This window comes from Hyphomicrobium sp. (assembly GCF_009026145.1).
In the GTDB taxonomy this organism is placed as follows: Bacteria; Pseudomonadota; Alphaproteobacteria; order Rhizobiales; family Hyphomicrobiaceae; genus Hyphomicrobium_A.
The window spans coordinates 47,635-68,240 of the sequence record NZ_WBUE01000005.1; the positions used below are offsets into that span (position 1 = coordinate 47,635).

The following is a 20,606-nucleotide window of genomic DNA, read 5'->3' on the forward strand; positions in this document are numbered from 1 at the left end:
GGTAGAGCCGTCAGAAATCGAGGTCGGCGTAGTGCGCGGCGGGGAGCGCACCGGGCACGCGGTCGGCCAATATCGTACGGAATGCTCGCCGCGACTTGAGGCGCGCATACCAGACCTTGGCGACGGCAAACTCCTCCCATGGCACTTCGCCCAGATAATCGACCGACGACAGGTGCGCGGCGGCGGCGAGATCGGCGAACGACAGATCCTCGCCCGCCAGCCAGCGCCGATGGTCGGCCAGATAGCTTATATAGCTCATATGGTAGCGCAGGTTGGCGCGGATGGCGCGCAGGAAGTCGACGTCCGGCGTGCCCGGCGCTCCTGGCCGCAGGCGGGCGTAAACCCTTTCCTGCAGTAGCTCGTGCGTCACCTCGCGGTTGAACTTGCCGTTGAACCAGTCGACCAGTCGCCGGACCTCGGCCCGCTGAGGGCGATGCCCGGGAAACAGTGGGAAGACCTCGGCTTCGCCTTCGTCGGTCTCCTGCGGCGTTTCCTCGGCCAGGTATTCGGAAACGGCATAGACGCCGCACAGCGCCGGGCCGCCCTCGATCTGCAGCACCGGAAGCTCGCCGGCAGGGTTGAGGGCGAGAAACTCCGGGCGCCATTCCCACGGCCGCTCTTCGACGAGCTCGACCTCGATGTCGAGCTCGGCCAGCGCCAGACGAATGGCGCGCGAGAAGGGACAGAGGCGGAAGTGCGTCAGTGTGTGCATTGCTCGGTGTGGCGTCGTTGTCTTTGATTGCGGCCTGCGGTCCCGCTGGTAAGGCCCCGCGGCGCATAAGACAATCGCCTCGTGTGGCGCGGAAGTGGCACCGCGTCCACGCAAATCCTGCTAATCCTCGCCGCCGCACAGAAAAATTCAGCGCACACGGTACGGGGCCATCAATGCCGATCTGGGAAGTGATCCTGCTTGGCCTCATCGAGGGCGTGACGGAGTTTCTTCCCGTATCATCGACCGGCCATCTCCTGCTCACCGAGCACTTCCTCGGCATTTGCACGCCGGGCAAGACGTTCGAGGTGCTGATCCAGCTCGGCGCCATCCTCGCCATCCTCAGCGTCTACGCGGTCAAGCTGACGCGCATCGCCGTGGCGATGCCGTACGATCCACGCGCCAGACGCTTCGTATTGAGCGTGCTGCTCGCCTTCCTTCCGGCGGCGGTCATCGGCGTGCTGGGACACAGCTTCATCAAGGGTGTGCTGTTCGAGACGCCGATGCTGATCGCCATCATGCTGATCGTCGGCGGTGTCGTGCTCTTGCTGGTCGACCGTATGCAGCTTGCCGTGCACTACACGAACGCCATGGACTTTCCGCCCTCGCTCGCCTTCAAGATCGGCGTGCTTCAGTGCTTTGCCATGATCCCGGGCGTATCGCGCTCCGGCGCCACCATCGTCGGCGCCATGCTGCTGGGGACCGACAAGCGCTCGGCGGCGGAATTCTCCTTCTTCCTTGCCATGCCGACCATGGCGGGCGCCTTCGCCTACGACCTCTACAAGAACTGGTCGATCCTGCACGCGGGCGACATCGCCAACATCGCGCTGGGCTTCGCCACCGCCTTCATCGCCGCGGTGTTCGTGGTGCGCTACTTGCTCGACTACGTGAGCCGCCACGGCTTCGCGCTGTTCGGCTGGTGGCGCATCATCATCGGCGGCCTGGCGCTGGGGGCCATGCTCGTGCTCGGGCAAACGACGGGCTGCCCAGCGGCCCCCTGATTCTGCGTGCTAAGCGGCGTGCGAAGGCACCGGTCGCGTCAGCGCGAGCCGCAGCGCGGCTACGTCGGGCGCGTTGCGCAGCGCATCCATCACCGACGGCTCGCGCACCACGCGTGAGATGCTGGCCAGCGCCTTCAGGTGATCGCCGCTGGCGTGCTCGGGGGCGAGTAGCAGGAAGAGCAGATCGACCGGCTCGTTGTCGTTCGACTCATAATCGATGGGCTCGTCGAGGCGCGCGAACAGGCACAGGATATTGCGCATGCCGGCGAGCTTCACATGCGGAATCGCGATGCCGCGCCCGAGGCCGGTCGAGCCGAGGCGCTCGCGCTGCAGCAGCGTATTGAAAATCTCGCGCTGATCGAGACCCGTCCTCGACGCGGCGATCGTCGCCAGTTCCTGCAGGGCGTGCTTCTTGCTCGTCGCCTTGAGGGAAGCAATGATGCCATCGGAAGCCAGCAGGTCACAGAGATCCATCGTCAAATCCCGTTCCAGCCTGTTGCGGAGCGCCGGCGCTGCCTCCCCCGTGGGCTGCAGATAACGGCCGGCGACTCTTACAATTCTACCTTTACGCTCGTGCCCCCGCACGTACCCTCTGCTGCCGGCCGCCGCGCTGTCCCCTCGCTAGATGCAGCGACCCCGTTGAGAAACCAAAAAGATGGCGCTCGCAAGGTCAGCTGCACAGGAATATAGCAGTCGGCTTCCCTCAAACGTTCGGCTAAGCCCTCGGTTCACAGGTGTTTTCCTGGCCCGCGGGCGCCAGCCTTATGCTCTTTCCCGAAAATGTGCTCCAGCTCGAAGCCTGCCCAAGATGCGGCCCCGGGGATTGCGGTGCAAGAACGGGGCCATGCCCTATGTGCGCTGTGAAGAATAGCGGACTGGCTGCCTTTCCTAGGCGCGGCCGGCACCGCGGACCGAGGCTATAGAGCAGTCCCGCGAGCCATACAAGTCTGTCGGCCAAGGCTCAGGTCGGCCCGACCCGCTCGATCAGCCGCTTGTCCCGCCGACGCTGCACCGAAGAGGGGATGCGCATCGCCTCACGGTACTTGGCAACGGTGCGGCGCGCGATGTCGATGCCGTCGCTCTTCAGCTTCTCGACGATCTTGTCATCGGACAGGACACTCGCCGGCGTCTCCCCGTCGATCATCTGCTTGATGCGATGGCGCACCGCCTCGGAGGAGTGCGACTCGCCCTCGTCGTCGGCGGAGGCGATGGCCGAGGTGAAGAAATACTTCATCTCGAAGATGCCGCGCGGCGTCGCCATGTACTTGTTGGAGGTGACGCGCGACACGGTCGACTCGTGCATCGAGATGGCGTCGGCAACGGTTCGCAGATTGAGCGGTCGCAGGTATTGCACGCCGTGCGTGAAGAAGCCATCCTGCTGGCGTACGATCTCCTCGGCCACGCGCAGGATGGTGCGGGCCCGCTGGTCGAGGCTCTTCACCAGCCAGTTGGCGGTCTGCAGGCACTCGAGGAGATAGTTGCGGTCGGCTGCCGAGCCGGTCGCCTGCGAGACGGTGGCAAGGTAGGTACGGTTGACCAGCACGCGGGGCAGCGTCTCGCTGTTGAGCTCGATGATCCAGGTACCGTCGGGCGCGGCGCGCACCAGAACGTCGGGGACGACGGGCTGCAACTGCACGGATCCGAACTTCAGGCCTGGTTTCGGATTGAGCTTCTTGATCTCGGCGACGATCTCCAGGAGCTCGTCCATCTCGACGCCGACAGCCTTGCGCAGCGCCGGAAAGTTATGCCCGGCGAGCAGGTGCAGGTTTTCCAGGAAGCGACTGACGATCGGATCGTAGCGGTTCTGCTCTTTCAGCTGCAGCGCCAGGCATTCGGCCAGCGAGCGCGCGAAGACGCCCGGCGGGTCGAGCGTCTGCAGGCTCGCCAGCACCTTCTCGACGAGCGACTGCGGCGCCCCGAGCTTTTCGGCGATGACGTCGAGATCGGCCGGCAGGTAGCCCGCCTCGTCGACCATATCGACGAGATACTGGCCGATCAGCCGTTCGGCCGGCTCCTTGAGGACCAGCGGGACCTGCGCGCTCAGGTGCTCGCGTAGCGACACGTCGTTGGCCAGAAACGCTTCGATGTTGACGTCGTCGGTCGTGCCCGCTCCGCGTTGCCGCAGCGATGCCCAGCCCGATCCGGCATCGGCGCCGTGCATCTGGTCCGATGGCGCGCTGTCGGGATAGACGTTCTCGTACTCGGTATCGAATGTTCCCTCGGGATCGGCCACAGGCTTGTCGAGGTCGACCCAGTCGCCATCGCCCGCGGGAGCCGCCTCCTCCGCCTTGCCGAACTCCGCCTGGTCGTTCTCGGACCGCACCGGCGCTTCGCTGCCGTCGTCGGCCTCGAGCAGTGGATTGCGCTCGAGCTCGCTCTCGACGTACTGCGCCAGCTCGATATTCGACAGCTGAAGCAGACGAATAGCCTGCTGCAGTTGGGGGGTCATCACCAACTGCTGGCCTTGTCTCAGCTCCAGCTTTGTCGAAAGCGCCATGCGCTCGTCCAGGTGTCTCGGCTACCGCTGACTAATCAGCGCGCATTAACGAACATGTCTCCGAGGTACACTCGCCGCACGTCGTCATTGGCTATGATTTCCTCAGGCTTACCTTGTGTCAGAACTTGACCGTCGTAGATGATGTAGGCCCGATCTATCAGGCTAAGCGTTTCGCGGACGTTATGATCCGTGATGAGTACGCCGATGCCGCGATCGGTCAAGTGCCGCACCAACTCCTGAATGTCGCTGACGGCGATCGGATCGATGCCGGCGAACGGCTCGTCAAGCAGCATGAACGAAGGCCCAGAAGCCAGGGCACGGGCGATCTCGCAGCGACGGCGCTCGCCGCCGGAAAGCGCGATCGACGGGGACTTGCGCAGATGCGTGATGCGGAATTCCTCGAGTAAGCTGTCGAGCTTCTCGCGCCGCTTCTTGGCCGAGGGCTCGACGATCTCCAGCACGGCCATGATGTTCTTCTCGACCGTCAGACCGCGGAAGATGGACGCTTCCTGCGGCAGGTAGCCGATGCCGAGCCGAGCGCGCCGGTACATGGGCAGCCGCGTCACCTCCATGCCGTCGATGGTGATGTTGCCTTTGTCGGCGGGGACCAGCCCGGTGATCATGTAGAACACGGTCGTCTTGCCGGCGCCGTTGGGGCCCAAGAGCCCGACCGATTCACCGCGTCCCACGGCGAGGCTGACGCCGCGCACGACCAGTCGCTTCTTGTAGCTCTTCTGAATGTGGTGGACGGTGAGCCACCCCTCGCCGCCGAGCTGCTCCGATGCGCCGTTGAGGACAGGCTGCTCGCCGTAGGCATAGCCCTCGCCGCCCCACTCACCGTAGGGCTCGGGCTGCGCGCGCTTGGAGCCGAAGGACAGGATTTTCAGCACAGTGTCGCGAACCTCGAAAAGGGCGCTGCCGACGGCCCGCAAGCATGGTGCGCCGATCGGAAGCCCTGTCAATCGGCGTAATGGCCGCGATCAGCCTCAGCGGGAGGGGTTCGCGGGCGCCCAGCCCCCGTCCGAACCGGCCCCATCGCTAGCACCGGCAGAAGGCTTCTTTTCGGCCGCTTTCTTGTCGCGAGGGTAAAAAATTGCGCTGGGGCGGCCTGCTGTACCGGGCCGCATGGTAAAGCCACCGCCATTCTTGGCATCCGGGGCGGCCGTGGCCGCCCACGCTCCGCTCCCGTCGCTATCGATGACGCTTTCGCCGGTCAGCATGTCGATCGTCAGCTTGGTTCCGCGCACCACGTTCTTTCCCTGGGTCAGGATCACGTCGCCCCCGAGCAGCACCTGATTCTTCTTGACGTCGTAATCGGCCCAGTCGCCGGTGGCGTTCTGCCCGTTCTTGGAGGAGGTGACGATCACCTTGCCGCGCGCCTCGATGCGGGTGACTTGCGCCGGGGTCTTCTTGTCGGCGGGATTGCCCTGCTCGGCGAGCCCCGCCGCACCCGTGTAGTAGGCGCGCAGCTCCGAGGTGCGCACGATGAAGTCGCCCTGCACGGCGCGCACGTCGCTGCGGAAAACGGCCTGCTTGCTGCGATCGTCGACGTCGAGGTGCCCCGCCTCGACGTCGATAGGCGCCGTCGGATCCGTTTTGAACATGGTTGCGGCGCCGGCTGCTGCACCGGTCGCCGCATCGGCGAGCTGCTTCACTTTCTCCGTGGCGGTTTGCGGCGCGCCCGCTTCTCCGCGATAGAAGCGCGTGAAGATGCGGCCCGGATCATCGCCTGGGGCGGCGGGGGAGGACAGCTGCGTGCGGCCCGTGGCGCGCTCGACGTAGAGACGCTCGCCTTTCAGCTCATTGCGCCCCTGGGTGGCGACAACGCTGCCAGTCAACAGAATGGTGTCGGCGCGCTGATCGACGGTCACCTTGTCGGCGCTGGCGTGGCGCTCCGGTCCCGATGTCATCTCGACATTTCCGCTGACCACGGCAACCTGGTTGACGGCGTCGTAGTCGAGGCCGGAACCGGTGACGCGGTCCTGCGGCGCGCGCGTCATGACGACGGGGGATTTCGACACGATGCGTTGTATCTTGGCGCCGGCGCCCGGTGTCGCCGCCGCGCCGGTGGCACCCGTTTCGCCGCCCTCATAGCGCACCTCGAGGGCGGCGGTCTCCAGGGCGGCGTCGGCCTGCTGCGCCTTGACGTTGCCGGTGAATGTCGCCGTCTTGCCCGTATCGTCGATGTCGAGCCGGTTGGCGGTGATATCGATGGGACCTTCGCCGCCGCCGATCAGCGGCGCCGCCGGCTTGGTGGCACCGGTCGTCGGTGTCCCTGCCGCCTCGCCCTTTTCCGGGACGAGGTGCGCCTTCACGTCGTCGATGAAGGCGATTTCGCGGCTCTTGTTGAGCAGGCGCATCTCGTTGGATCGGATCGTGCCCGAAGGCATGTCGACGACGACCGGCTCCTTGGAGAAGATGACGTTGTCGTTGGTGAGGATGGTGGCCCGCGACAGCTTCGCCTTCAGCCCGCTGTCGGCGACGATGTCGATGCCGCCTGACAGATCGAGCTGATTGGTCTTGGTGTTGAACTCCCCGTGCGCCGCGGTGAGATGCGTCTTCGACTTGTTGGCGTCCGTCATGTCGCCGGTAATGCCGTTGAGGCGCACGAACTGCGTATTGACGAGATCCTGCACGGCGGTTTTCGCACGCACGACGTACTTTCCGCCGTCCTTGTTGAACCCCTCGTAGCTGGGGTTATCCATGGTGAGGTTATCGGGGATGATGCGCGGCACTTCGAGGTGCGGCAGACCGGCGACCCAGCCCGTGGTATCGAGGATCATCACGAAGTAGAGGACGACGATGCCGACCCCGGCACCGGGGAGCGACCAGCGCAGGGCGCGCACGAGGCGCGTATGACGCCGCGCACGGGCAAAATTGCGCGCCCTGTCGGCGGCGGTCGTGCCGGCGAAGGGATCGCTGCCCGTCCATGTCTCGCCGGAGGCGAAATGGGTCGTCGTTGCCATGCGCTCGATCGAAGCTGCCCGGACCGTAAATCGCCGTCAAATGGGGTTATATTGGGACTTGTGGGCAAGCAAAGCCGTGGCGTCACCCGATTGGCGCATGGGTTTAGGTTGAACGGCGGTTGGCAAAGCCCGCCGCTAACCCTCAATGGGAAAAAATGTCGTCCTCGCCGAAGCCGGCGAGGTCGAGCTTGGCGCGCGTTGTAAGGAAGCCGAACGCGGCTTCGGCGAAGGCCTGCCGGCCGTCACGGGCCAGCATGGCGTCGAGCTTGGCCTTCACCGCGTGCAAGTGCAGTACGTCGGAGGCGGCGTAGGCGAGCTGCTGCTGGGTGAGCTCGCGCGAGGCCCAATCGGAGCTCTGCTGCTGCTTCGACAGTTCGACCCCGACCAGCTCGCCGACGAGATCCTTGAGGCCGTGGCGGTCGGTATAGGTGCGCACCAGCTTGGAGGCGATTTTCGTGCAGTAGATCGGCGTCGTGACGACGCCGAGATACTTCTCCAGCACGGCGACGTCGAAACGTGCGTAGTGAAAGATCTTCAGCACGGAAGTATCGGCGAGCAATGCCTTGAGGTGCGGGGCCGAATAGTCGCTGCCGTCGAACTGCACGAGGTGGGCGCTGCCGTCGCCGGCGGAAAGCTGCACGAGGCACAGGCGGTCGCGATTGACGTTGAGACCCAGCGTCTCGGTGTCGACGGCGACACTTGGGCCGAACGTAAGTCCGGCCGGCAGGTCGTTCTTGTGCAGCGTGATGGAGGACTTGGCCATCGTTGTAGGGCCCTTGCATTGCTGGGCTGCGATGGGGCAGCCGGCCAGTATACGCCCGAAGGCATTAACTGCAGTTCACCTATCGAATTCCGGGGCGCCAGGGCAAGGGCGGTGTCGGAAGCATGCACATGCACCAACGCGCCGATTGAGACGCTTGCGGGTGTAGGCTAAGCGCGGCAATAACCAATCGGCCGGGCGATTCTAGCTCCGGCCTGCCTTCCCTTGCTAGCAATCGAGGCGAACTGTCAGGGAACTCCGGCCGTGGCCAGCACCAAGAGCATCAGGACGATCGCGATCGTTGCAGCGCTGTTATTCGGGCGGATCGATGCGGCAGGCGCGCAAGAGCTCGATGCATTGTTCCTGGGGGGGTACTGGTGCAACACCCAGACCGACGCCAAGTCGGAAAACATTCCGCGCAACCGCAACTTCCTGCTTAGCCGACGGATCGATGGCACGCCCGAGGATTCATTCACCGAGCGCCTAATCGACATCGTCGGCGATGTGCGCGGACAGCGGATCATCCTCGCGCAGATCCTGAAAAACAAAGACGGCACGGACTGCAAGACCAACTGCTTGACGGCGCAGCGCGTCGTGCACAAGGACATGCTCGAGGTCGGGGATTGGAACTCCAGCACGGCGGTGTTCAAATCGAACTCGCCGCGGGAGTACGTTCATCGCTGCGATAAGTGAGACTTATCCGGGGCGGGCTGCCACGCCGCCACAACGATGGTGCCCAGGAGAGGACAGCCGAATCGTCGAGCTAGCGATTGATCTCTAAAGGGATTTCGGGCCGCTTCGCTGATCATGTGTACCGGTCCTGTGGCCCGGTGGCAAGCGCGCAAGCCGCACGGGGCGGCCAAGACCTCGGTACCCCAAGGGTCAGCGGCCCCGAACAAGTAGCTTGTCGATTTCCTCTATCTGCACGTTCAACTTCTCTATTCCGTCAAGCAGAGCTTTGACCGCATCAAGGTCGGGCCGCTGGCCCCTCTGTCCGTAGCGGTTGACCTCATCTTGAATGTCTTTGCGCAGCGAAATCTTCCCCATGCGTATGAAGTCGAGCGTGCGCGCATCCTCGATCGGTATAGTCGGGTCATCAATGTGTGGAAGTCCAGTTCCCGAAGCGCATCCCTCACATCCCACTCCCTGTCATTAAAGCTGGATAGCGCCTCTTGGATGCGCTCGCGAGATGGCTCACCTCCCGCTGCGATCTCGTTGAGCAGTGACTTGATGCCGTTTGGTTGGAAGTAGATCAGACGAAGAACGCCGATTATTCGTCCCGCGTCGTACGGGTTTCGGTTGGCGCGAAGTGCGTCCTTAATGGCAATCAGAAGTCCAACCAATGCAGCAGCACTCTGTATCGCATCTGAAAACATAAATTGTTCCCTTAGTTGCGTGACGAAGGACCAGGCGGCCGTCACCAGTCCTCCCACCCCTGCATAGCGACCGGAACCCTCAACGCGTGTTAAATGTCCCACGCCCGCCGCGAATCGGCCTAGCCCCTGAAGGCCGTAGCAACCGCTTGAGGGGTTCGAAGATGAAATTTATCGCATCTGGTCGCGTCCACCCCGAGCGAGCTGACATTCGCTTCGACAAAGTGGGCGGATCGTTCGGCGATGGCGGCTTGTTGTCAATTGGATGTGAGTCCTCCCAACTTTCTGTTGTGCTGGACTTGCCTGACATGGGGAGCGAAGGCGCCCGCCTTGTCGCTCAGCATTATGCAACGATGTTTGTAAGCGCGCTCGGGTTCTCGAATGGCTGCGGCTACAGCGCTGAGATTGTTCAGCTCTTCGATGAGCACGGAACGGCGTACGTATTCGGTGTGCAACCGACAGACGACGAACGGAACGGTCTTGGCTTCGGGGCCCAGACAGAAGTTTTTACCCGCGCGGTTCTACTCGCCGCTGACAACATCTTCTTTCGCCTAGCGCTTAGAGATTACTCGCGCGCGCTCGCGGAAGCGGAAGATTGCGCAAGCTACTGTTACAGGGCGGTCGAGGCGATAAAGTCGGCATTCGGGAGTTGGGAAGAGATGCACACGGCCCTGCATACGGATCGCAAAGCCATTGATGAGCGCATCACAACGTATGCAGCTCCGGTCCGCCACGGAAATTGGGCAAGTACAAAGCCCGCAGAGGGACGAGTGCGGTGGGAAATGCTCAGCCTCACGCGGGGCATTCTTTCTGCCTTCTTAGAGTACGCCAAACCGAGTGTTGCGAGCGTCCGATAAAGCCCGCCCGGGGACAAACGTCGCCCGGAGGCCCGGAGGTATGGCAGGGTGGAGCTCGAAGCGATGGCTAGAGAGCTGGCGAAGTTTCCGCAGTTTCAAGTCCGCGTCCCGGTCCAGGCATAAACGGGCACATGCTGATCCTGAGTGCTCATGACTGTCTGTTGGAAGAGATGTGTTGCAGCACGGGGTGCTCCGCTTCTAAGAGGTGTCGCACTCCCAACTCCTGCACCCTGAGGCCGTCAAATGTCCCCAGACTGGCTAACTGCAATCTCTACAGGAGTGATTGCTGCGTTCACCATTGTCTTGGCCGTAGCAACGATCTCCCAGGGATGGCTTACCCGCGCGTCACTTCGATTAACCCGACAGCAGTTCATCGCAACGCACCGCCCCCGCGTCATCGTGAGGTTCGTCCAGGGGCCGTTTCTGGAAGATAAGCATCAGCACGCGTTCATCACGTTTGCTAACGTCGGCTCCAGCCCGGCGACAATAGTAGAACTCGGTGCTGATCTAGCACGCCGCCGACCAAACGGTGATTGGCTGCCCGGCATTTCCGCTGCCCCGAAACCCATCGAGCCTATAGTGCTGAAGAGCGGCGAGCGTTATGTCCACGCGGTGCGAGCACAGCTTCCATACGGTGAGGCTGAGATGTTCGCAGATGCCGCCGAAGACATTGAAACATGCGTCGTGGGGGCGATACGGTACAGGGATGACAACCACATAGTGCGCGAGACCGGATTCTGCCGTGTTCGCACCACAACCACCAAGCGGTTCACAGTGTCCAGCGATGCGGAGCAAGAGTACCAAGACTAGACGCCCGCAGTTTCACCCACGTGACCGCCGATAGAGTCGTCACATGACGATCTATCAAACGGACGCGGATTTGTTCGAACTACCCTCCGTCGACGATGAACCGACGTGGTTGGCACGAGTGGCGGTCGCGGAAGCCGATTGCGACGACGTTCCCCTAACGGAGGACGCAAAAAGGGTGATCGTCAGGCACAATCCAGCGGCGCTCGATGGGCCAATCGCCCGCCAGCTCTTCATCCAGCCTAGCGGCGGCAAGGTAGCGGGTTCGGGCGAAAAACCGCTCCGTGATCCGATGGGCATCGGCCGAGAGGCGCGCTGCCTCGGTCCCAGTCAACGGCGCTACAGAAGCATTGCCGAGGTCTGCGACTACCCTGGTTTGCAAATCGAAGAGCCATTGTTCAGGAGACGTATCAGACGCACGTCTGAGAAGCGCAAGCTCCGCGAGGATGTGCCCGAGTAGCACCTTCATCGCTAAGCTCTCTGCGGGGGACGCTGGTTCCATGGATCGGCTCCATTCTAAGCTGCATCGCCCTTCGGGCTTGTCTGTTTTGCGAGCGCCACGCGAAGCTCCCCCACTTCCTGAAGGAAGTCGGACACTGCCATCATGGGATGAGAAGGAAGCTCGTTCTTCGGCAGGATCTTTTGGGCGCTCGCTATCACCTCGGCCCACATCTGGTGGACGATGGCGGTCTGCTGGTGAATGCACTGGAGCTGCGCCTGCAATATGCGAATGTCGTCGGACATGGATGCTCCATCTGGCCTGTTGGCTAGCCACCAACGTGGTCGTGATTCGGCGGGCCGAGAAGGGCGCAATAATGACAATCCTCAGTAAGCGCGCCAACCTCACTCTGTGCTGACAAAACAAGATAGATGGCTGAGAGACGGACATGCGGACACGCGCGGCCTCCCCATGAAAGACGAAAGGCGGCCACAAGGACCGCCCTCTGTATCTCGTCTCTTGTCGAGTTGCGTTACCTCACCTCGGTCTTGGCCTTAGGTGCTGGCCCCTCGACCATCCTCTTGATTGCCATTGCCGTGAACGGCTTTCCCCCCTTGGTAACGGTGCCCTCGGCGGCGAGCTTGGCGGCAATAGAGCGATAGCTCATCCGCTCGCCCGTCTTTGGGCTTGCGCGCCTCAAGGCCTTCGCGGCGGTGACGGCTAGCGGATAGGTCTCGTGGGCCGGCTTACGGCCTTCAACGCGTTCACCGCGAGCCCGCTTCCGATCGCGCGCACCCTTTAGCTTGGCCACGAGGGCCGCCTTCTCGAATTGGGCGACCGCGCCCAGGATCTGACGCACCATCACAGCCGTTGGCGTGTCGTGGACGAAGGCGTCTGGGCTGTCCGCTGCGACAAGTTCAATGCCAAGCTTGCGCAACATCGCGTGGCCGGTCTCCTGCACCATGAGGTCGCGAGCGAAGCGATTGGCGGTCTCGACGATGATGACACGGACGCCATTAGAGGCGATCCGCTTGAGCATGGCGGCGAAGCCTTCACGGTCGTTGATGTCATCCGCGCCGCTGACCGCCGCGTCATAGAACCACTCTTCGATCGAATATCCCGCGGCCTTGGCGAAGCTCTCGATGGCCTGCCGCTGCCGCCGCTCGCTGTCCCGACCTAGCCCCGCGTTGGTCGCTGAACTGGTCCGCATGTACGCCAGTGCCTTGGTCTTCTCCCCGTGCTTTGCCATGTGTTTACGGCCCCCGCAGCAGAATAACGTATCCTATTCCTGAGAAAAAGATACACTGGATCGCCCGGCTTTGCAAGTGCGGCATCGCTTTCGGCAGTGGAGAGGGGCCTTACCGGGCGCACGCCATGCCGAATGCCGGATAGACTCGCCGGCATTCATCGAAGCGAGGTTTGAGAATGGACGCATTAGATCGGGAACTGGCGGATGCGTATTTCCGCGCCGCCGAACGGGAATTTAGGGGCACCCAATCGACCCTGGACGAGATCGGAAGGGTTCTCTCTCGTCTCCCGTACTCCAGCGCCGATGTGAGGACGGCCAGAGAGATCGTTGAGCATTGGCGGCGGCAAGGACGTAACGTCGCCATGGGGCCGCTCGATGCGCACCATGCCTCCGCCGATAGAGGCACACGCATGGCGCAGATGACAGGGCTTGTTTCGAGTGGCTTCCTGCCCGTGTGTTCAGGCGATCTCGGGGTGGAGTTGCTGATCGTGAAATCGGCCGCAGGGCGAGGGATCTTCGGCCGCAACAAGGTGCGCTACGCCTGCTACTATTCCAATGGCGACGGGATGTATTCGCCAGTCGGTACGACGACAGCCCTAACACTCGCTTGTGCGAAGCTGGGCGCCCTTTACCGCGTCTAGGAAAGCCATTCGCGTCTCCCCCTAGCGTCCCGCCCTCTGCCGCCAACGGGTTATCCGCAGCGGCCGACGCGGGGCCGCGAACGGGCACGGGGGGTTCGCGCGCGCGAGCTGCTTCATTAAAGGCGCTCGGACTTGTGACCCCAACTATCCGAACGCCCTTGTCATAGACCTGCCGAGCGGCTTTACTCCGCTATCTGCATATTGAACCCGTTGGGTCCGACAGTGTTGCGTTCGGGGGGAGCCAATGGACTTGGTCAAAGAATATTTGCTGTGGGTTCGAGTGTGGCCGTGGGCCGAGATTCGTTCCCTCTTCGAACTTCTCCTCTACTTCCTCGCGATAGTTGCCGTCCTCGGCTGCCTGATGCGGCTCGGTATGATCCGAAAGATTATTCGCGAGTTCCAAGATGCGAGAAGCCCGATATGGGATATGCGGGGCGTCGTCCGAGACCTTCGCGAGCTTGAACCTGTGATGCGGGCTCTCTCCGAGCGGGTTTCACTGATGGACGAGAAAGTTGAGGCGGTAAGGATGCAGGCCGCCGAGTTACAGGTCGAGTCCATAAGCACGAGGACCGACGGTCTGGACGGGGTGGCCGCCTTGGGCTTGACCCCGGAGATCGCACAAGGCTTCGTACCGCCTCGCCCGGCCGATGAAGACCCCAACTGGCTTGCCCTGCGCGACCTCTGGCGGCGCAACACCCAACGGCTCGAATACGTCATTGAGCACCGGATCACGGATGGCCGGACTAGGATCGCCTATGATCGCCTGCCGCGTACAAATTACGAGCGGATAATCAATAAGCTCCAGGGGCAAAAATTTGTCTCCGCTGCCTCAGCCGATGCGTCGCGCTTCCTGAACGACACTTTCAACAAGTACAGGCCCCGAAATCGGAAAGTGCCTGATGAGGTGATTGGCGGTCTGAGAACCCTCGACCAGCAACTCGATGCCGAGCTTGTGCCATTTGCGAAGCTGGAAGAAGCGGACGTTGAGGATCGCCCTCCCGAGATTGCAGTGCCGGCACAGCCGAACCAAGCGAATGGCAGTGGAGAAAAGCTCATTGTGACCCCGCAGGTGTAAGGGCTGGGCCTTTTGCCGACTCAGCAAATCAGATAGGCGCTCTTCTTATTCGGATAGGAGGCGCGCGATGGCCGCACGGACTATCTCTGATCATGCCCAAATTACTGCCGTCTGCGTGAACTTCGCCCTCGAATCAGTGGCAGCCGACATTCGTGAGGAACTGTCGCGCGCAACCGCGGATAGCGCGGAAGTTCTCCGGCGAGTGCTGTCTCGGGTTGAGCAGCGGAAGCTATGCGGCGCCGGTCTCGAAGCGCCGACCACCGCCCAATAATCTTTACGAGCGCCTCGGTCGCTCCGCCTCCCAGCGATGCGACTCGTGATGCGTTGGTTGTCGAAGGTGGAGGCGTTGCCGGATGAGACTGTGACCGGCCCAAGGCCGAGCGGCTTGCAGCTCATCACGTCAACGTTGCCGGGTATGGTCGAAAGCATTTTCCCCTGGTCCACAGAGGAGTCCTGCCAATATCGTCCGCTGTCGAAGATCGAAGCTGGGCGCCGTCCTCGTCGAAGGCGGTCAGGACCGACCTTGCACTGAGAACCTCTCAAGCACTTTCTCAATGTGATACCCAGGCTCATGAGTCCGCTCATTCGTTATCATCCGCAATATTTCGGCCTGTTTTACGCTTCGGGCTCTAGCTCCCGGCAGCCAATTGCGTTGGCGATCGAGAGAAGCGAGCGCACCGCTACCCTCTACGAAGCCACCAACGCCCTCCTGGTTGTGCTTACAGGCGACACGCATACGGAAAGCGTGACGCGGCTGCTGGATGACCTTCACTTCCTCACGCCCGGTGTATCCCTGATCGCACCTTCAGTTGCCAAGCTTCCAACGCCGCCGCGCTCGAACATCTTTCTTGACCGCATGGACGTCTCGGCATTGTCGCCGGGGCTGCTACAAGCAGTCCTGGATCAGAATGATGTATTTGCGCTGCTGGACCTCAACAGGAACTTCCTGTGGACCCTGTCGGCCAGCCCCACGGGCTTATTCCACGATCCTGCGGTCGGTGGAGCCGGCAACGCGGTCGCAAGGCTCGCCTGCACGGCATCATACGACGCGGCGCCGCCGCCGCAGCGGGTATCGCAGCCATACGACCCGATCGCAAGCCGGGTATCGGAGCTGTCCAATCAGACGGCGCCAGCGGTGGATCGAATCCTGATCGACCTTGCTTCTAAGTGGGAAGCAGTGCTCAACGAGCCTCCGCCGCAGGAGATTGCGGAAGCGCGGGTTGAACTAGCCGATAATGTCCAACGGATAAGGGAAATTACGGAGGAGGGTCTGTCGCAGGACGTTCTCCTGGCGGCATTGGCTCACGGTGAGACTGTCAGCACGCAATATGCCGAGCAAAGTGCCCAATTGCTGGTTGCGCTTGACGACTACGATCCCAGACGGGGGGATTACCGCGATCACGGATCATCGCTCATACTTAAGTGCATCAAGGCCTTCGTGGGCGAAATGGCCGGAAGAATCGGCTTATCCAACCCGCGGCTGTTCCCGTTCTTTGAAAATGGATACGCGATGTATTTGGGAGCATTTGGATGGCTCCGTCGCGATCAAACGGCCAAAGGCAGGCTGATTCCGTTGAGTATCTCTCGTGTTCACCGGATGCGACTTGGCGCCGCGCCTGTCACCGCACATCTGGTGAGCCATATCAAGAATCTCGAGATGACAGAGAAAGAGTTGATGGTTCTGATCGAGACGCCAGACACCGACTTCTTCAGGAACGCGATCAAGCGCATTGACCCTCAATGGGAAAGGCCCGACTTTGACAGTCTCGCGATGCGTAAATCGCTAGGGGTCTTTTGCCGGGCATTGTCGGTTATCCGCTCTGATCTGCTTTCGTGCGCGATTGCGGGTCCGGCTTACCTCTACGCCCTCGCGCGCTTTATGTCCCCGGGTGGATACGACGATGTGTCTGGCGGGTCCCGCGAAGGATGGCGGCGCGGGTATCCACCACTCAGCGAGCGAATGCTGTTGTCACTTAGCTTCTTGAAGTGGCGGGGGCTCCATCCACACTTCACGTCTGTCTATTTCCATGATCGTGAGACGATACAGGCGCCTGATTTTTTTCAGTGGGTACTTGGCAACGCCGCTTCGCCTTACACCGCGGAAGAGCACCAGCAGGCGCTCGGGGATCTCAAACGCTCTCTCATGCATGGCAATCCTGTTTCGTCTGCCCCTTCTCTTGTCCTGAATGCACTCTGGGATGGCGTTGTACGCAAGAGTGGCTATGTCGACGAAATGGCGGCCGTTGCTTCAATCAGCGCAGGGCTGTCTTTGGGCCAGCGGTGACTCGGGGAAGCGCGGTGCGCCGCCTGAGACACGATATGCAGCGCCCCTGGGCCAGCATGTCATGGAAGACGCCTGCGCCAGCGAACCACTTGTGTAGCTCACTGGCGCAAGCCGCTCATTCGGCCTTATCAGTTGGGGCGACTGGGAGGTCGTCGGCGAGCTTGAAGGCAAATCGCAGCAAGGCCTCGTACTCCTGCGGCGTGAGCCCGAAGTCGTCCGTCGATTTCTCGAAATTGGTCACTGCTGTTTGGACGGCCAACTCGCGGCCCTTGTGGCTCCAGTTTTGGGTTGGCCCCACGGGGGCGCCGACGAGGCGTAAGTTGGAACGTCGGAGGTCGCGATGATCGCCGACCGTCTCAACCAATTGCCCCGGCTGCGCAGCGGCAATGATGCGGCGAACCTTGATGTGGTCGCCGAATGTAAGGTCGTGAAGCTCGGGTCGCGGTGGCGTGTCAGTGCGAGAGAACAACACGTGCGCCTTAGCGAGGAGCAAGGGGCGCAACGCCGCGAAGGCCGCCAAGTCGAAGCGCCTTGGGGACCGCTCGCGCTTTGGCTCGGCCTGATCTCGAAACCAGACCAATACTGAGCCATCGTCCTGCACTTCGGCACGGAGGATGGGCTCCTGCGGAAGCCCAATGAGGAGGAGTGAAGGATCGGCTGGGCGGCCGAGATAGTGCGTCTCCAGAATCCACTGGACGATGCCGTTCCTCGCTTCTCGTGAAGCGGGGTCGTAATTGGTCATTACTGCTCCAGCGCACGCACGCGGCGCGCAATTGAGCGACGGTCATGCGAACCGCGATGCGGTGAGGCCGCAGGCAGTCGCACGCTGTCGCGTGTTGATGGAAGCGTAGTGCGCTGGGCGGAATCGGCAGCGGCCAGCGCGATCCGGTTGCGAACCCGGTACAGCAGCCCTCAACGAGAGGGCGAGTAGTCTAGGGGGCGGCAGTAGAGCCGCAGGCGCCTCTTATTGACGCCTCAGAGGCAGCCAGGATGGACGAGAAGTCGGCGGAGTTCAACTCAGGATCGAGTTAAGGCTAAGGATGGCCTAAAGCTTTCCTGTGAGTGAAGCTAGTTGAAAAGACTACTATGTGGTACACACGCGAGTGCGTCACTTAAGGGATGACTATAGGAGGGGGAGGACGTACGTACGTCCAACGTCCCTCCCCACACCTGAGCGAGGGACACTTAAGGGTCTCCCGTAAGAAGGACCCTTGAGTCTCCCTTAAGAGTCCCTCCTTCGCTTGGTGGGCTTTTTCATCGCGCGGGCTTGCGCTTTAGCGCCCCGCGTCGAGGACGCTTTTGAGGGGCGGGTGGCGGAACGGCGGCAGGCCTCCTCCTTTGCGTCATCGTCACCCAGGAGGCAGTCCACGGGATAGCTGCGCGAGACGATCAGTTCCCATCGGCCCCACGTCGCCGTCGTGTTGTGGCAGCGAAGCGGTGGGCCCCAGTACCACTGAGGGCCTAAATCCTGCGGCTCGTCTGTTTCCCACGAGAACGGCATGGGGGTGCGCCAGTGGCCGGGCCGGTGGAGTACGACATCCCATCCACCGAGCACGAAGGAGAAGCCGCTGCCGATCCCCAGCTCGAACACGGGGCGCTCGCCAAGTTCAACTTTGAGAAGCATCGAGGCACCTAACAGTTTCGCGGTGCGCCACATCAGCAGTCATTCATTAGCAAAATGCTTCCGCCGAGTGTCGCTTGACCCGCTCGCCGAGGCTGCCGCTTGAGGTTGCTTACGCTAGCGGAACGAATGCCTCACCCACGCCGCTGCAAAACTTCGAAATGCCAGAGCGTGCTTACGTTAGCGGAACGATTGGAGACGCCGGAAAATATTTTCGGTTTCATCGGGCGATCCTCCAAACAGAGCGCTTCGGCGCGGCGAGCGACACGATCTTGTCCCGGCCCGAAACCGTTCGAACGATAATCTCGTCACGTTCCCACGCGTCGCACCATCGCGAAACGGTGCTCTTCGAGACCGTCCCGAACAAATCCACAAGTTCCGACTGGAAAACCGTTTCATGCACAGCTAAGTGCTGACGCAACAGTACGAGCGCCCCGTCCATGGCCGCCGGGACGGTCGTGAGCACCCGTGGAACGGTTGCGCCGCGGGACACCACGAGCACGGGATGGTTGCGGGACGGTTCCATAGGACGGTTGCGGGACGGTTCCACGGGCGGTGCAACGGTTGCAGGTGTTTCCGATTGCGGAACTGTTCCGCGGCGATGCCCGAAAGCACCGGCCGCAAAGAGCAGCGTCGCGAACTCGCAGAAGACAGACTTGATGAACGGTACGATGTCCGCGAGCATGTCGTCCGTGACTGTCACGCCGATGTACCCCAGGACCTTCGCGGCGTACTTGAGGTCGACGTTCGTGTCCTTCTTGGTGGCCACGCTCAACCGGGCTTCCGCCATGATGGAGGCGCCCTTCTTGTCGTCGCGCGTCTGCTCCGCCTTGGCCTTGCGGCCCTCAGCGGCGTCCGCGTTGGTCCGCTCCGTCCGGCATTTCCACGACTTGGAGCCGTTCTCGCGGCACACGTCGTCCGCCTTGGTGGCGGCGGCCTTGGCCCCGTTCTCGGCGGCGGTGAGCTTGCCCTGCGCTTCCGTCAAGTCGGACTTGGCGCCTTGAGCCTTCCGCTCCAGTTCGGCGTACGGGCCGTTCGCTTCCGTGACCTTGGCGGCCTTGTTGGCGAGGGCCTCTGCGTTGCGACCGGCGGACGTGAGCACGCAATAGACGGTGCCCGCGGCGAACAGCAATGCAAGCCCGGCAGCAGTGCCGAACTCCTTGCTGGCCAGCGTGGGCCAGAACCAGTGCCCGGCGGCGAACGTGCCGACCAGGACGGCGAAGCTGAGAAGGTGGTCGGTGGTGATGACGGCCCCGTGGCGGAGCACGTCTTCGAAGATGACGTAGTTGGTGAGAGTGAAGAAGCCTGCGGCGAGGATCGCCTTCGGCCAAGAGTTGATGAAGCCAAAGAGGTGGCGAGTTGAGGCGTTGCGTGAGGATAGGAGTGCTAAGCCGTTGGTCGGACTCGCGCTGGAAAAACGGCCTTTACAACCAGCCGCAGAGAGGCCAGCGTGGGGCATGGGTTTGATCCTTCCCAGAGAAGGCTTGAACCAAGAGCCCCGTTAGGATTGCCGTCCTTTCGGGGCTCGCCTTTTTTGCGACGCGCGACGATCAGCGAAGCGCAGACTATCACGCACGTCGCAGATGGTGCGCTCACGGCTTTGATAAGCCGCTAACGATGCGCGCTGCGATGCAGATTTAGCGCTATGCCCTTTGCTGACTCACAGTGAGTCATACACGGCCGTTTCGCGTTCTGGCTATCACCCCAGCGGCGACACCTTCGATCGTCTTATATGGGCGGCCTTGAGTCAGCAGGAGCCCTTACGGCGGGTCAGCGCGCTGCGGGCTCTGCCTTGCTTTCCTCCCATCGCAAAAGAGCAGAGTACGCCCACGCCATTACCGGCACGGCAAATATTAGGAATGCGAGAGGGTATACGGCAACGACGGCCTCCCAAAATTGAGGGCTCCAACGTGTCCGGGCGGCCAGCGCCAGCGCGAGCATCGTGCCGTTTGGTGCGATGAGTGCAAAGACTCGCAATCTTTTAGACGGAAGCCAGGCCGCCATTGAGTAGACCACCAGGAGCGCAAACGCGGTCACGAAGTCTACAAAGCGATTATCAATCGTTGTCGACGCGTACCCCAATACGATGAGGCCAGCCACCACAAGAATGTTCAGCGTCAGTACAATGCTCAGGGGCTTCCCGACGGAAATACGCGGCAGCCACGTCGTAACGAAGTTCGCGACGACACTAACGATCAGCCCGGTGAAGACAGCGACAAACCAATACTCTGGTGATTGAAGGATCTTGCCGATCTCTATCATCCGCGCCCCCCGCGTTCAGGTTCCAACACTCAGAACGCAAATGTGGACCACATTGCGGTGGAAAC

The 20,606-nt window shown here is 62.0% G+C and carries 21 protein-coding genes; 8 read left to right on the plus strand and 13 right to left on the minus strand.

The features are described 5' to 3' along the window. Window positions 1–10 precede the first annotated feature (10 nt). On the minus strand, window positions 11–712 hold the full coding sequence (locus tag F9K20_RS06040) for a glutathione S-transferase family protein (protein WP_290998595.1): 702 nt from the start codon (window positions 710–712) through the stop codon (window positions 11–13). Window positions 713–885: 173 nt separating this feature from the next. Between F9K20_RS06040 and F9K20_RS06045 the strand changes: the two genes are divergently transcribed. Next, window positions 886–1,710, plus strand: coding sequence for an undecaprenyl-diphosphate phosphatase (locus F9K20_RS06045; protein ID WP_290998598.1), 825 nt, complete (start codon window positions 886–888; stop codon window positions 1,708–1,710). A 9-nt stretch (window positions 1,711–1,719) separates the two neighbouring features. On the opposite strand, the gene F9K20_RS06050 is transcribed toward F9K20_RS06045, so the two are convergent. The 5 genes from F9K20_RS06050 to F9K20_RS06070 form a co-directional block, all read right to left on the minus strand. Further along, window positions 1,720–2,184 carry a PTS sugar transporter subunit IIA gene (locus tag F9K20_RS06050; protein WP_290998601.1) on the minus strand — a complete coding sequence of 155 codons (465 nt, stop codon included), beginning with the start codon at window positions 2,182–2,184 and terminating at the stop codon, window positions 1,720–1,722. A 487-nt stretch (window positions 2,185–2,671) separates the two neighbouring features. Continuing rightward, a complete protein-coding gene (rpoN, locus tag F9K20_RS06055; RefSeq protein WP_290998603.1) occupies window positions 2,672–4,207 on the minus strand; it encodes an RNA polymerase factor sigma-54 in 1,536 nt (511 codons plus the stop codon). A 35-nt stretch (window positions 4,208–4,242) separates the two neighbouring features. Continuing rightward, window positions 4,243–5,139, minus strand: coding sequence for an LPS export ABC transporter ATP-binding protein (lptB, locus tag F9K20_RS06060; protein WP_290998605.1), 897 nt, complete (start codon window positions 5,137–5,139; stop codon window positions 4,243–4,245). A 54-nt stretch (window positions 5,140–5,193) separates the two neighbouring features. Then, window positions 5,194–7,173 (minus strand): LPS export ABC transporter periplasmic protein LptC, encoded by a 1,980-nt coding sequence (gene lptC / locus F9K20_RS06065; RefSeq protein ID WP_290998608.1) that lies wholly within the window; start codon window positions 7,171–7,173, stop codon window positions 5,194–5,196. Between the two features lie 142 nt (window positions 7,174–7,315). Then, on the minus strand, window positions 7,316–7,936 hold the full coding sequence (locus F9K20_RS06070; protein WP_290998611.1) for a ribonuclease H-like domain-containing protein: 621 nt from the start codon (window positions 7,934–7,936) through the stop codon (window positions 7,316–7,318). Between the two features lie 261 nt (window positions 7,937–8,197). Between F9K20_RS06070 and F9K20_RS06075 the strand changes: the two genes are divergently transcribed. Continuing rightward, window positions 8,198–8,626, plus strand: coding sequence for a hypothetical protein (locus tag F9K20_RS06075; protein WP_290998614.1), 429 nt, complete (start codon window positions 8,198–8,200; stop codon window positions 8,624–8,626). 189 nt (window positions 8,627–8,815) lie between these two features. Here the strand turns inward: F9K20_RS06075 and F9K20_RS06080 are convergent, their stop codons facing one another. After that, complete coding sequence (locus F9K20_RS06080; RefSeq protein WP_290998616.1) at window positions 8,816–8,980, minus strand: hypothetical protein; 165 nt, start codon at window positions 8,978–8,980, stop codon at window positions 8,816–8,818. A gap of 490 nt (window positions 8,981–9,470) precedes the next feature. Between F9K20_RS06080 and F9K20_RS06085 the strand changes: the two genes are divergently transcribed. The 3 genes from F9K20_RS06085 (at window position 9,471) to F9K20_RS06095 (ending at window position 11,430) form a co-directional block, all read left to right on the plus strand. Beyond that, complete coding sequence (locus F9K20_RS06085) at window positions 9,471–10,163, plus strand: hypothetical protein (protein WP_290998620.1); 693 nt, start codon at window positions 9,471–9,473, stop codon at window positions 10,161–10,163. A 243-nt stretch (window positions 10,164–10,406) separates the two neighbouring features. After that, window positions 10,407–10,973, plus strand: a complete 567-nt coding sequence (locus tag F9K20_RS06090; RefSeq protein WP_290998623.1) for a hypothetical protein — start codon at window positions 10,407–10,409, stop codon at window positions 10,971–10,973. A gap of 43 nt (window positions 10,974–11,016) precedes the next feature. Further along, window positions 11,017–11,430 carry a hypothetical protein gene (locus F9K20_RS06095; RefSeq protein WP_290998625.1) on the plus strand — a complete coding sequence of 138 codons (414 nt, stop codon included), beginning with the start codon at window positions 11,017–11,019 and terminating at the stop codon, window positions 11,428–11,430. A gap of 56 nt (window positions 11,431–11,486) precedes the next feature. Here the strand turns inward: F9K20_RS06095 and F9K20_RS06100 are convergent, their stop codons facing one another. Together F9K20_RS06100 and F9K20_RS06105 are read right to left on the minus strand one after the other, a co-directional pair. Beyond that, window positions 11,487–11,714, minus strand: coding sequence for a hypothetical protein (locus F9K20_RS06100; RefSeq protein WP_290998628.1), 228 nt, complete (start codon window positions 11,712–11,714; stop codon window positions 11,487–11,489). A gap of 227 nt (window positions 11,715–11,941) precedes the next feature. Beyond that, complete coding sequence (locus F9K20_RS06105) at window positions 11,942–12,658, minus strand: recombinase family protein (RefSeq protein ID WP_290998630.1); 717 nt, start codon at window positions 12,656–12,658, stop codon at window positions 11,942–11,944. Between the two features lie 176 nt (window positions 12,659–12,834). On the opposite strand from F9K20_RS06105, the gene F9K20_RS06110 reads away from it, so the two are divergent. From F9K20_RS06110 to F9K20_RS06120, 3 genes are all read left to right on the plus strand, one after another. Beyond that, window positions 12,835–13,299 (plus strand): hypothetical protein, encoded by a 465-nt coding sequence (locus tag F9K20_RS06110; RefSeq protein WP_290998633.1) that lies wholly within the window; start codon window positions 12,835–12,837, stop codon window positions 13,297–13,299. Window positions 13,300–13,543: 244 nt separating this feature from the next. After that, on the plus strand, window positions 13,544–14,374 hold the full coding sequence (locus F9K20_RS06115) for a hypothetical protein (protein WP_290998636.1): 831 nt from the start codon (window positions 13,544–13,546) through the stop codon (window positions 14,372–14,374). A gap of 571 nt (window positions 14,375–14,945) precedes the next feature. Further along, window positions 14,946–16,658, plus strand: coding sequence for a hypothetical protein (locus F9K20_RS06120; protein WP_290998639.1), 1,713 nt, complete (start codon window positions 14,946–14,948; stop codon window positions 16,656–16,658). Between the two features lie 115 nt (window positions 16,659–16,773). Here F9K20_RS06120 and F9K20_RS06125 read toward each other — a convergent pair whose 3' ends face one another. From F9K20_RS06125 to F9K20_RS06140, 4 genes are all read right to left on the minus strand, one after another. Further along, window positions 16,774–17,400 carry a hypothetical protein gene (locus F9K20_RS06125; RefSeq protein WP_290998641.1) on the minus strand — a complete coding sequence of 209 codons (627 nt, stop codon included), beginning with the start codon at window positions 17,398–17,400 and terminating at the stop codon, window positions 16,774–16,776. Window positions 17,401–17,880: 480 nt separating this feature from the next. Beyond that, a complete protein-coding gene (locus F9K20_RS06130) occupies window positions 17,881–18,282 on the minus strand; it encodes a hypothetical protein (protein ID WP_290998644.1) in 402 nt (133 codons plus the stop codon). A 217-nt stretch (window positions 18,283–18,499) separates the two neighbouring features. Beyond that, window positions 18,500–19,738, minus strand: a complete 1,239-nt coding sequence (locus F9K20_RS06135) for a helix-turn-helix domain-containing protein (RefSeq protein ID WP_290998647.1) — start codon at window positions 19,736–19,738, stop codon at window positions 18,500–18,502. 311 nt (window positions 19,739–20,049) lie between these two features. Further along, window positions 20,050–20,541 (minus strand): hypothetical protein, encoded by a 492-nt coding sequence (locus tag F9K20_RS06140; RefSeq protein ID WP_290998649.1) that lies wholly within the window; start codon window positions 20,539–20,541, stop codon window positions 20,050–20,052. Between the last annotated feature and the right edge of the window lie 65 nt (window positions 20,542–20,606).

Bases quoted from the DNA above. Each gene is read 5' to 3' on its own strand.
- F9K20_RS06040 (WP_290998595.1), bottom strand. From the start codon at position 712: ATGCACACACTGACGCACTTCCGCCTCTGTCCCTTCTCGCGCGCCATT.
- F9K20_RS06045 (WP_290998598.1), top strand. From the start codon at position 886: ATGCCGATCTGGGAAGTGATCCTGCTTGGCCTCATCGAGGGCGTGACG.
- F9K20_RS06050 (WP_290998601.1), bottom strand. From the start codon at position 2,184: ATGGATCTCTGTGACCTGCTGGCTTCCGATGGCATCATTGCTTCCCTC.
- rpoN (WP_290998603.1), bottom strand. From the start codon at position 4,207: ATGGCGCTTTCGACAAAGCTGGAGCTGAGACAAGGCCAGCAGTTGGTG.
- lptC (WP_290998608.1), bottom strand. From the start codon at position 7,173: ATGGCAACGACGACCCATTTCGCCTCCGGCGAGACATGGACGGGCAGC.
- F9K20_RS06070 (WP_290998611.1), bottom strand. From the start codon at position 7,936: ATGGCCAAGTCCTCCATCACGCTGCACAAGAACGACCTGCCGGCCGGA.
- F9K20_RS06080 (WP_290998616.1), bottom strand. From the start codon at position 8,980: ATGGGGAAGATTTCGCTGCGCAAAGACATTCAAGATGAGGTCAACCGC.
- F9K20_RS06085 (WP_290998620.1), top strand. From the start codon at position 9,471: ATGAAATTTATCGCATCTGGTCGCGTCCACCCCGAGCGAGCTGACATT.
- F9K20_RS06090 (WP_290998623.1), top strand. From the start codon at position 10,407: ATGTCCCCAGACTGGCTAACTGCAATCTCTACAGGAGTGATTGCTGCG.
- F9K20_RS06095 (WP_290998625.1), top strand. From the start codon at position 11,017: ATGACGATCTATCAAACGGACGCGGATTTGTTCGAACTACCCTCCGTC.
- F9K20_RS06100 (WP_290998628.1), bottom strand. From the start codon at position 11,714: ATGTCCGACGACATTCGCATATTGCAGGCGCAGCTCCAGTGCATTCAC.
- F9K20_RS06105 (WP_290998630.1), bottom strand. From the start codon at position 12,658: ATGGCAAAGCACGGGGAGAAGACCAAGGCACTGGCGTACATGCGGACC.
- F9K20_RS06110 (WP_290998633.1), top strand. From the start codon at position 12,835: ATGGACGCATTAGATCGGGAACTGGCGGATGCGTATTTCCGCGCCGCC.
- F9K20_RS06115 (WP_290998636.1), top strand. From the start codon at position 13,544: ATGGACTTGGTCAAAGAATATTTGCTGTGGGTTCGAGTGTGGCCGTGG.
- F9K20_RS06120 (WP_290998639.1), top strand. From the start codon at position 14,946: ATGAGTCCGCTCATTCGTTATCATCCGCAATATTTCGGCCTGTTTTAC.
- F9K20_RS06125 (WP_290998641.1), bottom strand. From the start codon at position 17,400: ATGACCAATTACGACCCCGCTTCACGAGAAGCGAGGAACGGCATCGTC.
- F9K20_RS06130 (WP_290998644.1), bottom strand. From the start codon at position 18,282: ATGCTTCTCAAAGTTGAACTTGGCGAGCGCCCCGTGTTCGAGCTGGGG.
- F9K20_RS06135 (WP_290998647.1), bottom strand. From the start codon at position 19,738: ATGCCCCACGCTGGCCTCTCTGCGGCTGGTTGTAAAGGCCGTTTTTCC.
- F9K20_RS06140 (WP_290998649.1), bottom strand. From the start codon at position 20,541: ATGATAGAGATCGGCAAGATCCTTCAATCACCAGAGTATTGGTTTGTC.